Source organism: Niabella aurantiaca DSM 17617 (genome assembly GCF_000374125.1).
Classification (GTDB): domain Bacteria; phylum Bacteroidota; class Bacteroidia; order Chitinophagales; family Chitinophagaceae; genus Niabella; species Niabella aurantiaca.
Genome location: NZ_KB893627.1, coordinates 121,299 through 134,127, shown reverse-complemented (window position 1 = coordinate 134,127; position 12,829 = coordinate 121,299). Strand labels below are relative to the sequence as shown.

The 12,829-nt window shown below is 51.4% G+C and carries 8 protein-coding genes; all 8 read right to left on the bottom strand.

Annotation, left to right across the window (positions count from 1 at the left end):
* Positions 1–5: 5 nt before the first annotated feature.
* The gene (locus B160_RS0108545) at positions 6–1,043 is read right to left on the bottom strand and encodes an FAD:protein FMN transferase (RefSeq protein ID WP_026309639.1); all 1,038 of its coding nucleotides are present in this window, start codon (positions 1,041–1,043) and stop codon (positions 6–8) included.
* A 143-nt stretch (positions 1,044–1,186) separates the two neighbouring features.
* Complete coding sequence (locus B160_RS0108540; protein ID WP_018627482.1) at positions 1,187–2,452, bottom strand: DUF1735 domain-containing protein; 1,266 nt, start codon at positions 2,450–2,452, stop codon at positions 1,187–1,189.
* A gap of 43 nt (positions 2,453–2,495) precedes the next feature.
* Positions 2,496–3,497, bottom strand: a complete 1,002-nt coding sequence (locus B160_RS0108535; RefSeq protein ID WP_018627481.1) for an alkaline phosphatase family protein — start codon at positions 3,495–3,497, stop codon at positions 2,496–2,498.
* Positions 3,498–3,518: 21 nt separating this feature from the next.
* A complete protein-coding gene (locus tag B160_RS0108530; RefSeq protein WP_018627480.1) occupies positions 3,519–5,543 on the bottom strand; it encodes a M60 family metallopeptidase in 2,025 nt (674 codons plus the stop codon).
* Between the two features lie 20 nt (positions 5,544–5,563).
* Positions 5,564–7,321 carry a DUF5008 domain-containing protein gene (locus B160_RS0108525; protein ID WP_018627479.1) on the bottom strand — a complete coding sequence of 586 codons (1,758 nt, stop codon included), beginning with the start codon at positions 7,319–7,321 and terminating at the stop codon, positions 5,564–5,566.
* Between the two features lie 20 nt (positions 7,322–7,341).
* Entirely contained in the window at positions 7,342–8,049 is a 708-nt protein-coding gene (locus tag B160_RS28750; protein ID WP_018627478.1) for a hypothetical protein, read from the bottom strand.
* A 14-nt stretch (positions 8,050–8,063) separates the two neighbouring features.
* Positions 8,064–9,635, bottom strand: coding sequence for a RagB/SusD family nutrient uptake outer membrane protein (locus tag B160_RS0108515; protein ID WP_018627477.1), 1,572 nt, complete (start codon positions 9,633–9,635; stop codon positions 8,064–8,066).
* A 9-nt stretch (positions 9,636–9,644) separates the two neighbouring features.
* A complete protein-coding gene (locus B160_RS0108510; RefSeq protein ID WP_018627476.1) occupies positions 9,645–12,824 on the bottom strand; it encodes a SusC/RagA family TonB-linked outer membrane protein in 3,180 nt (1,059 codons plus the stop codon).
* Between the last annotated feature and the right edge of the window lie 5 nt (positions 12,825–12,829).

Here is a 12,829-nt window from a genome sequence, read left to right as displayed (position 1 = left end):
AGCATTTACATGCGGCCTTTCATTGCTTCAAAGCCTGCAGAAGCGGTATCGGCAACGGTTCCGTCCTTTTTAGTATAAATAAAATAGCACTCCAGTTCCGGATGTCTTTTTAAAAAGGCAAACGCTTCATCGAGGTGCATCCCCATCATTACGTTGTCATACGCATCTGCGGTGATCGCATCTTTTGCAAAAACGGTTACGCTGACCATTTCATTACTCAGCGGGAACCCTGTGCGGGGATCGATGAGGTGCGACACTTTTTTATTTCCGTTCCGGTAGAAATTGCGGTATTTTCCCGAAGTTGTTATGGCCCCTTCTTTTACAAAGACCGTTTTTATCAAAACGGGGGTCTCGGTCTCCTCATTCTCCGAAGGGCTTTCGATACCGATCTTCATCATTTCCCCCGATGGCCGCTTCCGGCCCTTTACACGGATCTCGCCCCCTACTTCCACCAGATAGTCCTGCACTCCCCGGGCCTCCAGGAAGGTGGCGATCACATCTACGGTATATCCCTGCGCGATGCCGTTCACATCGATGGTAAGCCTCGGATCTTTTTTCAGCAGGCTGTCTCCTTTAAAATATAATTTCTGATAACCCACATATGCCAGTATGTCCTTTACCTTCCGCGCATCCGGAATGGTTTTGGATCTTCCATCCGGTCCGAAGCCCCAAAGTTTTACCAGCGGCATTACCGTAATATCAAAGATCCCCGCCGCAGCTTCTGAGACTTCCTGTGCCCGGAGCACCACTTTCCGCAAATGCCCGTCGGGTACCAGCCCCCGCGGCGCCCGGTTGAATCTCGTGATGACCGAATAGGGTTTGTATATGGACAGTGAACTGTCTAAGGAACGGAAGATACTATCGGCGGCTTCCCGGGTCATACTGCTGTCGGCAGCATAGTAGGTAATATGGTAAGTGGTTCCCTGCGCAAACCCGTTTATATGAATTGCCTTCAGACCCGCCGTTGTTTTAAAAAAAGAAAACAAACAAAGAACCGCAATGGCTGCCGGCAAGCTCCATCCATATTTTTTCAACCAACACATAGCCTGCAAATATAAGCAAATTCAAAGGCCATCGCCGTAAAACGATCATCGCCGGCAGTGCAGGCAGACAACTGTTTTATACTCGCCGGTACAGTTCGGGAACGCCCCCGGATAACAGGATATCTGACCGCCGCCGGTGTGCATTACAGCGCGTGGTAAAACCCGTAGATATCAAAGTCTTTATACCGTACAAGGTCTCCGTTCTTTTTGACCGCGATCAGGTCCTTATGCCCCACAGAAAACAGCCTGAGGTAACTAAAGAACCCATCCCCGATCATCCAGCGATTGGCCGGAAACCCCGAACCCGCGTCGTTCATCGAGTACAGCAACAGCCCGTTGATGTTATTGCTTACCAGGTCTTTTCCGATAATGGTATTGGAGGAATAGGTGGCCGGTTTAAATCCGGTACCGATGGATGTACGTGAGATCAATGCCCCGCTGGCGTTCAGTCCGGAAAAATAATACAGGGCGTCATTTGTCCAGATGCCATACCATCGGCCATGAGGGCCACTCCAGAATGATTCCCGGAACCCTGGCGTTGCATAATCGGAGGTCTTAAATACCAGCCAGGTGGCCCCGATCTTTACATCCGGGAACTCCGTGACCGTCCAGCTGGCGATGTGATTCTTAAAAGACCCGCTGCTAAGAATGCCTATGAGCTTTGCATAATACGGTTCAAAGATCAGCGAGATCACATCTGAAAAGCCGGAACCTACCTTAACCGGGTCTCCCAGCGATTCGCGGCCCTTCAGCGGGTACACCCACAGGTCGCCGGCAGTATCCCGCACCATGATGTCTTCAAAAAAATCAAGGACACGGGTGCGGGGATCGTCGATCAGCGGAATATTGCCGATGATCTTCCCCGTGGGCTCCACGGTGGCTTTAAAAATAAAATAAGCGACCTGCTTCTGCTCGTCTACCTCATAATCCCGCGTATCGGTCGTAAACCGGACGGGCAAGAGATACTGGATATTTTTTTCCAGCAGGGGCAGTTTTATCTTTATGGGCAGGATCCCGGTGCTGCTGTTCCCTTTTTTGATCACCGTGTCTTCTACCAGGGTATAGCTCTGCGCGGGAAGCAACTGGTAAGCAGTGTGCTTTTCCTGGTTATAAGCATCTACCATGTCCTGACCCAGGGCCTCAAAAGAAACGGGGATATCCGCGCCGGCAATACTGTTTCCCCCGATGGTGACATTATAGATCGAAAAACTGGTATCGGTTTTCAGTGAATTTACATACAACCGGTAATTGATGTTGCCGGTAAGAGACGATTGCACCAGATACAACTTGTTATAGGATTGGAGCTCGCGCAAATCTTCCGGAAGGTTTTCCTTGGCACAGGAGCCCGCCAGCATCCAACCGGACAACAGAACAACAAGGTATCTAAATGCTGAATAATGTGCTGTCATATCGCTTTAATCATTTAAACAGTTCCAAAAATCTTTTCGCATCTTATTTAGTGAGGAATTCTAATTCAAACCGGTCGATCCAGGAAAAACCGTTCACTACGGAAGTTGGTTTTGATACCCGCAGCCAATACAGGATCAGGGCAGTAATGTCTTCGGTCCTTGCGATGATGGCCGGGTTGATCTTCGTGATGTCCTGTGGTGTAAACCCGGGGTAATGCGCTATGACGAACGAAGGTATCTGCAGCGGGGAGTTTGCCCAGTTTTCCGTTGTCAGCAATGTATCGCTTACCTGCGTGGTGGTAATGAGCGTCAGCCACTTTTCGCTGGCGTAATCCGGTTTTGATCTCAGGGCGTTCATCACGGCGCCCACATAGCTATCCACTTTTTGAATGGCGGCCTTATAGCCGTCGGTATCGGCAAAACCGTACTGGGCACCGGCCTTTTGCACATCCGAAAAACGCGCCACGATCAGATCCGCGCTATCGGTTCTCAGTACCTGCTCTACTGCTGCTTTGGTGGCTTCATCGCCTGTGGTCACCAGTTTTTTATCGGCATCATTCATCAATGTGTTCACCAGGTTGGGCCAGTCCGCAACCGCCACTATGCGCTTTCCGATGTCTTCACCGTGGGTGTAGCGCAGCGCGGTAATGTTCAGCGGCACCGGAATGGTATTGGTCGTATCTACCGGAACGGCGTAAAAGGTACTGTCCCACAAGCGGGTATCAAAATTACCGGTAAGCATGGAGCCCCAGGACCCCGTATTGTTCACCGGTAAGTTGGTAACGGCGCTGAAGGAATATTTGGCATTCTTAAGAATGTTCTCAAATGACGCGGGTTTCAGCTGGGACAGGATATCTGCGCGGAGCCCGTCGATGGTGATCAGCAGGACCTTCCTGTCCCCCTTTGATACCCGTACGGTCGTATCCGGCTGGTATTCCTCGATGACCAGGCCCGGGTCCGGGAACTTCTTACACCCACCAAGCAAGCCGGCTCCCACGATGGCCAATACCGGCAGCACGAATAATTTATAGCGTTTCATTTTCATTGTGATCTCGTTTTTGGGTTCTTAAAATTCCTCTCCTTCCGGGCTCGGGGGCGGACTGGGCACCTGTGCCGCCACCGGCGTCAGCACGCCGAACTCACCGGTACACACGGCATTGTTGGCTGAACCGGGGAAGCTTTCATTCATCTCAAAACGCACATACCGTACCCCATTATACCGGTAGCCGAAATTGGCGCTGTTATACACACCGTCGCCTACGTTCCAGCCGGCACCGGTCCAGGCTGTTACCCAGGTCATATTATCCCAGCTCAGGTAGATCTTGATATTTTTCGGACGCCATTGCGAGGTGCTGTTGATGTAGAAGAACCCGCCAACATCAAAAATCTTACCCATGTCAAACGTAATGTAATGCGGGAAGTGCGGAGCCTGGCCGGCATTCAGCTTCCATTGCGAATGCCATACCGAGGCCACATTCCCATCCAGCAGGTTGCTGGCATAGGCTGCGGCATTGTCCGTTTCCTGGCAGCAGAAACCGATCACCTGCCAGCTGACCCGGTCGATCTCCCGCGGTGGCGGCATCACCGAATCCCGGATCCCGGTTTTGGTAATGGGGTTGTATTCGAAGATCGTTTTAGTGAGGTAGGGGAATTTTGTACCTACGGAGTCTGTAACATCCGGAGATACGGGAATGGCCCAGGCCCTGAAAAAGGCAGACAGGTCGGTTTGTGCAAACTCACTGGCACAGGTATAAAAGAAGTTGACCTTTTGCTGATCGGATAAGGACGACAGGTTGTATTGCCGGGCGCGGTAATCAATGTACTGCAGCATGTCGTAACCATATACTTCAAACAGCTGGATAAAGGGCAGCAACCGGATGAGGTCTGCGTTGGTACGCTGGGTAATATCCCTGCTGAAGCTGGAGGTGATGATCTTTTTTTGTTTGGCATACAACAGGCCCGTATCAATGGCCAGCTTCATGCCGGGGTGAAGGTTCTCAAAGCCGAATTGAAGCCGGTGCGCCATCTTGATGGAAAAGAGATTAGCCGCCGCCGGAGATACGGAGCTGAACAACCAGAAATAAGTGCTGTTATTCCTGCCGATCTCGTAGAGCGTCCGCCAGGCGCCTTTGGTGGTCAGTTTGGAAAGATCGGTGATCTCATTTACAAACAGGTTCTCATCCATCTGGATCACTACCGGGAACGAGTTGTGTGCATAGGATAACCGGGGCTGCACATCCATAATGACCCGTATGGGGTGGTTGGGCGCCCTGTTCAGCGAATCGGGATCATCATCAGCCAGGCCTTTCCACCTGTAAATATCTTCCTCAATAATGCGGTCCCATTCTTCCATTAAAGCCGTGGGATTGCTGATCGGATGTTTGTCTACAAAGATCTTCGGCAACTCGAATATGATGCGCTTTCCGCGAAGCTGGAACCAGGGAACCGTGGAGTTGTGAACGCTTTCGTTCCAGGCTGCATCGGAAGTTTCGCCCAGTACAAAATCCGGCGATTGGACGGCACCGGAAAACGTTACGGTAACCGTGCCCAGGCTCTTTACCGTTCCGTTCGTTCTCAGGTAAATGGTCCCTCCGTACAGGTTCCGGATGTAATTTTTTCCAGGGCGCAACCCGATCTGGCTAAAGATCAGCGGGTCTCTTTTCGTTTGTGCGATCCCCGAAAGATTGTCCGTCCATCCGCCCACCATGGCAATGATCCCTTCGGTACCCTGCGGCACTTCTATGGTAACCGGCTCTCCTGCCGGTGCATACAGGCCCGTACTGTAAAAAGGCTGTGGTGTGGAAACCACGCGGATATCTGTTGAAGGCACGTATCTTTTCGAAAAATCGATGGTTACGGCCTTATTCTTCAGCCGGGGCTCCGATGCCCCCACCAGCCCGGGAAAGATGCGGGCCTCCCTGATCTTTGAAAAGTCGGCACTCAGGCTGTCCGTCTGGCCGGGGGGCATAGTGGCATTGTCCTCTCCGTTCTCATAGCCGTCTCTAAAAGCATAGCCGTATTTTTTACAGCCGGCAACGGAGATCAGCGCCAGCATCAATAATAAGATTCCCTGATTTAATAACTTTTTCATGGGGACTGATTTAATTACTTTTATTTTGGTTCTAACCCGATGCGCACCATATTTCCCACTTCCATGTTGTCGAAAAGACCGAAACGGCCTACGAGGATGAGCGCTTTTTTTGATCCGCTGAGCGTTTCAAGCATATCGGTGATCTCCCCGCTGAATGCCCCGGTATTGTTCATTCCCGGAACCAGCTCACCGGTTTCATCCAATATCATAAAGCCCTGCCGGGTAACAAACACGTTGTTGCTGCTTTTATATTTTTCAAAGCTGCCGCTGACGATCACTTTTCCATCGTTCATCTGGGCCGCATACGTTATCAGCTGCCCCGCGGCACTGGTAGCACGGGTCATTTCCCGGGTCTGAAAGCCCATATCGGTTGCTCCATCCTCATGCAGCATGATCACCCCGTTGGGGGTGGCCACACCGTTGAACTGGGTAAAGCTGCCCACCACCATCAACCTGCGGGTAGTGCTGTTATAGGTGATCCTCGTGATCTCGCCGTTTGCTGAAGCCTGGAATCCCGGATCCGGCTGGCCGTTATCATCCAGGCGCATGATACGAGGCACCGGGATGCCATTGAAGGCCGTAAACTTCCCAACCACGATGATCTTGCCGTACGGGCTGTTCCCATCCCGGACCTGTACCGCGTCATTGATGGGCGCATTGGCGCCTTTATACAGCTGGCCGCGTGTGCGGTCGTAGTTATAGGTCGTATCCAGGTTGCCGTCCTGGTCGGTCGCGCCAATATCTTTGAGATAGGTCAGCTCCCGCACCACGTTAAAATACGTAGACTGGTTGTAGAGGTTCTTATTGTGATAACGGAAATTACCAACACTGATGATGCGTTGTTTCTTATCGATAAAAGCCCGCAGCACCCCGCCGTTAAACCCGCCTATAAAAGCAGGCAATGTATCCACATTGTACTGTGTCTCCAGCGGGTTGGGATTGTAAACGTTCTGCACGATCGAGTCCAGCTTGCCGTCTTCATAGATCCGCGTCATGTTATTGACCCCGTCCCGCTCATTGTAGCGGGAAAAACCGCCGTAGATCAGAAAACCGGGGAACCGTGTCAACGGGAGCAGCCCGGTCAGTGCGCCATTCGGCCCCTCTCCTTTTGTAAAATCACCTTTGATCAGCCCGGTAACCGGATCCAGCTTCAGCATATAGCGCACATTGGAGCTGGCCGTTGCGCCGTTGGCGGTAGCGGTATAGGCGGGCTCACCGTTGAACGATGTAAACAGCCCCATGATGTATATATTCTTTGTGGCGCCAAACTCCTCATAATGGATATCGGTAATGGCGCCGTTGACGCCGCTTCCCATAATGGCATTGCCCTGCTGGTCCGTGCCCTGGCGGTTGAATGTAGAATCGAACCAAACATCGCCGTTTACCCGGAACTGGGGGCCGAAAAAGATCCGGTCGCCCACTACGAGGGTTGCCGCTCCGGAAGAAGCATTTTCCGGAACCGTAACCAGGATGGAACTGTCGGCCGGGGACAGCTCGTCAATCGGCGCTTCCACGCCGTTCAGGAAAAATTGCAGCTCATTCGCCGGCAGCCCCTTCAGGTAATCTGCCCCTACCAGCTTGAACTTCACCTGCACGCCCGCGATCCCGGAACCGGGAACCGGCTGGGTGGCCAGAAATTTGACGGGGCTTAACACGGCGTCTTTATATGCCCCTGAAAAGCTCTGCTGGTTCTTGCTGCAGGAAAGCAGCCCGGTGTACAACAGGACAACCCCTGCAAATAAGGTCCGTTTATTCATCTTCCGTAATCTTATAAACATCGTCAGTATTTTTAACTATATTAATCAAATCCGTAGTAGCGGGCCTGCAACCATGCCTGATTCACATCAAATCCAAAGAAATGCACAGGGTACACCAGCACATGCGCAATACCGTTGCGGGGCTTAATATTACAGGTAGCTACCGGCCCCAGGAACCAGGAGTTATAAGGCGCTGCTTCGTTGGGTACAAAGGACAGGTTTAAAAAGCGGAATCCTTTGTACTTAATGCCGCGGGCATCGGTAAAGATCGTACCGATGTTCATGATCTTGCCAGACATCGACCGCACAAATTCGCCCGGGAAGGCCTGTTTGTTATTGACATCCAGCTGCGGGTAATCTTCCAGCCCCCGTACAGACCGGTACATATACATCATCAGCGTGGAACGCCAGAACTCCGGCTTCACATCACTGATCTTGCGGATGGTGTCCTTCCCCTCCAGCTTCAGCTGAAGATTAAAATACTGCAGGGAGCTCCGGATACTCGAATCTGCCGGCACAAAAAAGGTGAATGCGCTGTCTTTAAAATAATTTTCCAGCCCGGCCATCCGGATCACACTCACAAGGGTGTCAAACAGGAACGGGTTCGACTCCAGGTACTCCAGCATGCTGCCGTCAAAGGTGGGGGTGCTCAGCCCCGAATCGAAATAATACTGTTTTTTGCAACTGGTCATGGCCACAATAGTGGTAAACAGGATGGTTGTAAACAGGCAGATAAAAATCTTTCGCATGATTCAATTATTTTTTACATCCAGAACGGATTGGGTTTTACTTTGGGATTGCGCAGGATAACATTCGGATGAATGGGATAGGTCCACGCGCCGCCGAGGAACTCATCATACGTAATGGGAAATGGCGTGTATTGTCCGCTCAGGATCCGCTTGGTGCGGACCAGGTCATAGAAAGTAGCGCTTTCGCCCATCAGCTCGCGCTCCCGCTCCCACCAGATGGCGTCTTCCAGCGTTTGGCCAAACTGGTTGGTCTCTGTTCCTGTAAACAGCTCGGCGCCCGCCCGGGTGCGGATCACATTCACATCGGCAAGGGCTTCGGCGTTGCGGCCCAGCTTCTCCAGCGCTTCTGCACGGAGCAGGTACGCATCTACATACCGGAAAAGGATCTTGGCATCATTGGGGTTTTCGGTCTCCTGCTGTGTGGCAAAAGTGTTCAGGAATTTTTTGAATACAAACTGCCCGCTGCCGTCATACATGGTTGGCCGCTCAAACCACATATCAATCCGTTTATCCGAAAGGCCATTGTTCTCTTCATCATACAGCTGCATCAGGTACGGGGTGGCATAATAGGCATAAGTGACCGTTACATTTTTCTTGTAAGGCGTTCTTAAAACAATATCCGCAATCGTAGCCAGCAATCCAAAGGTTTCTCCGTAGTTATAATCCTGTCCTATTTCAAACAGGCTTTCTTTAGATGTTCCTTTAAAGATCTCCTTATAACTTTCCAGGGGCAGCAGCTCGTAGGCGCCGCCGTTCTGATCGATCAGCTGGCTTCCCAGCGCCACCACTTCCTCGTAGTACCCGTTCTCGCCCGGCTCATCAAAACAGGCCATCCACATATTCATTTCCATCATCAATACCAAAGCGCCGCCGCGCATGGCCCTTACTCCTCTCAGGGTAGGGTCGGAATAGGTCCAGGGCAGGTCATTCAATACTTCTTTGAGTGCGGCCGTGCAATTTTTAAATACCGCTACCTGGTTCATCCGCTCGTGGGGCGTTTCGTCCGACGGTTCGGTCACATACGGCACATCGCCCCAATGCCGTACCATCAGAAAATAAACAAGGCTTCTGATAAATACGGCCTCCGCCTTATACCTGCGGCGGTCCGCATCGCTGATGTCAGCAATATCCTTACTGTCAATATTTGCAAGAATGGTATTGGCTGCCGTAACAATACGGTACATATATCCCCAATCGGCCATATTCTGAAAACCGAACTGGTTCACATTCTGGTCAAAATTGCCATAGCTCCCCGCCAGCCCTACCGTAGAGCTCATCAGGCTTCGGATCCGGTTATTGTTCAGGTCGCTGATATAGGTTCTTCCCGTACCCCGCGACGAAGGGATCCACGCCGCGCAGCGAAAATCAGCCAGCGCCAGCAATGAGTACCCGTCCATACAGGTATAGCTGCGCAACAACCCGTAAGTGCCCGTGATGAATTTCTCCACGTCGTCTTCTGATTTCCAGAAATTGTTTCCCGACATGGAGTTCACAGGATCCACATTCAGGAATTTGCGGCAACCACCGGCTCCGATGCTGATCAATGCAACTACGGCCAGCAGGCATGTATATTGTTTCAACTTCATAACTAAACTTTAGAAGGTTACGTTTAAGCCTAATGAATATTTTCGGGGGCTGGGATATCCATCCGGATGATCCCGTCCCAGGTCGGATACGTTCTCTGGGTTGGGCCCGGAGTAATTGCTGATCACGAGCATATTCTGCCCGGTAAAATAAATGCGCGCCGATTTGAGCTTGATCCGGCTGATCAGGGCCTTGTCAAATGCATACCCCAGGGTAACCGAATTGAATTTAAAATAGGAACCATCTTCCATGAACAGGGTCTGGTTGTACCGGTAGGAACCGATCGCACGGTTTTGCTGATAGGTAAACGGATTGGGATACCGGGCATCGTCGCCCGGTTGCTTCCAGTAATCGTATTCATCGATCGGCGGCAGCGCTCCCGAAGACTCCGGGTTATAAAAATACTGGAACCGTTTCGCCAGCGGGGTATTGAGCACATCCCTCAGGAAGGTATAAGAGGCATTCACCGCAAGCGACCAGTTCTTATAGGTAAAGTTATTGATAAAGCCCCCTGTAAGTTTGGGCTGCGGATCCCCTACCGCAACCAGGTCATATGCATTGATCACATAGTCGCCGTTCAGGTCGGCAAAAATGGGATCCCCTTCCTGCAGGTACCGCCCGTTGATCTGCTGCCGCAATCCCGTCAGCGGGTCAACCGGCACGTCCTCGTAGGTGGAATAAACCCCCTTGGTATTGTACAGATAGTTGGACAACGCGTTCCTTCCCAGGCGGTACAGCACCGGTAGATCCGGCACATTGGGATCGGTGGCACGGCTAACGATCAGCTGGCGCACATCGGATGGGAGGTGCGTTAAGATATTTTTATTGTACGCCCCGTTGAGTGTCAGGTTCCAGGTAAAGTGCTCATTTTGTACCGGCTTAAACCGCAGCGACAATTCATGACCATAGTTCACCATGCTTACCTCGTTGGTAGGCTTTTCTGAATACCCCGATTCGCGGACAATGGGCATGGCGCGCGCGATGTTTTCCCGGGTACTGTAATACGCATCATACTCGATGGAGAACTTCCCTTTAAAAAAGCTGCCCTCATAGCCAAAGTTCCAGGTTACGGAGGTATTGGGCAAAAAATACGCATTGGGCGCCGAGCCAAAGTCGATCATTACCGAAGGCCGGCCCATATAGGTACTCCCCGGATAATAGGTTCCGTAAATATTGAACACGTTGCCCTGCGGTACGATGGAACGCCCCCAACTGGCCCGGAACCAGGAATAGTCCAGCCAGTTGCTGAATGCTTCCATAAACGCTTCCTTGTGCACATTCCATTTTACCCCGATGGATGGATTGTGCCGCCATCCGCTCAAAGGCCCGTTGGTAGAGGTCCCATCGATCCGGTAGTTCAGATCCACCACATATTTTTGCATAAACGCGTAGGAGAAGCTGCCCCCATAGCCGAAAATGCGTTTGTTCAGCGGTACGCCGTTGGTTCCGAACCGCGAATTGGCGAGGTTGTACCCGATGGGCCCTGAGATATTGTCGTTGGGCGCCCCATAGAGCAGCAGCGCGTTGCTCCTGATGGTGTTTACCGTCAGGTCACTAAAGCCATAGGCCATTACATAATGTTTGCCTTCATTAAAGTCCTTGGTGAACGTAAGCACGTTCCGGTTATAATAATCGTTCCCGATCCTTGAAAAGGTATTGTACTGCGACTGCGGATTGTTTCCCGTAGGAAGATAATAAATGCTGCCGCTGTTTAGCCATGAAGGATAAAAAGTATTGCTGTTGCTGTGCGAGTAATAATGGCTTCCCTCGGTATGAAAGCGGAGGCTTTTCAAGATCTGAAAGTCGAATTGTATGGCAGACAATATCGTGCTGCTTTTGTTATCCTCTTCAATGGAGAATGCGGCCAGCGCCCCGCTGTTTTCGGTGTAGATATCCGGAGGCGGCAGGTTGGTAGAAGCCATACCGCTGGTAGCGACCCCTGTCTGCAGCAATCCTACGCCGCTGCCGTTGTTCCGTACCTGGTTGGTGGCATTCACGTTGGCCATGAGTTTGATCTTTTTGGACCTGGGCTCAAAGATCGTGTTCATGCCTACGCTGTACCGGCTCATGCCGGTGTTCTTAATGATCCCGTCCTCGTCGTAATAACCCAGGTTTATTTTATAGTTGAAGGTGGGGTCTCCGCCCTTTACGCTCAGGTTATGATTCTGGTTAAAGCTGTTCCCAAAAAAATAAGACTGCCAGTTGGTGGAGTTATTGAAGTAAGGGTTCAGACTGTCCGAAAGAAAAAGATTGAGATTCACCATGGCCCAGCCATAATCCGGGGAATCATAATAGTTATGATTAATGATCTGATCCACTTTTATTGCCCGCTCGATGCGGCCGCCGTATATTTCCCGCAGTTTCGGAACCGTGCTCAGGAAGAAATTGGTCACATAGTTGATCTCCGGTTTGCCCGAGCGTCCCTTTTTGGTATTGATGATCCAGACCCCGTAAGCGCCCCGCGATCCGTATACGGCGGTAGCCGCAGCATCTTTCAGGATCTGTATTTCTTCAATATCTTCTGCCGGTATGAGCGTAAGCGGGTTTACACCGGTACCTGCGGTTGCAAAGCCATACTCATAATCCGTATTGGGATCGATCGGTACCCCATCGATGATCATCAGCGGCTGCGTGGAAGCGAGAAAAGCATCGTTTCCCTGCCCGGACACTTCGATGGTGCTCAGCCCCCGCTGAAAAATAGAGCTGCGCGCCCCCGGCATACCGCTGGTGGTCTGGATATTGACCCCTGCCACTTTTCCCTGCAACAGGTCTGCCACGTTTGCGGCCGGTACATCCTTGATGTCATCCGCCGTAATGATGGCGGAGGCACCGGTAGACAGGAGCTTGCTTTTCCGGGCAAACCCCACCACCACCACATCATTCATCGAGCCTTTGGCCTCATCTGTTTGCAGGTACACCACAATATCATTTTCATCTTTTCCCAGTTTGTACACCTGTTCCTTATAATCCACATGCGAAAAGGTCAGCGGCTCCATCGGATCCACAAGGATCTTAAACTGGCCCAGCAAGTCGGTACTGGTTCCCCTGTTCCCCACACTAATGCTTACGCTTTGGACCGGCTTCTGCGTTTTATCGTCAAAAACCTTACCTCTGAGCTCAAACCGTTGTCCCATGGCATCTTTCAGCCCCAAGCAAACCAGCAGGAACAATAAGACCTTCAATTTCCTCATAAAAT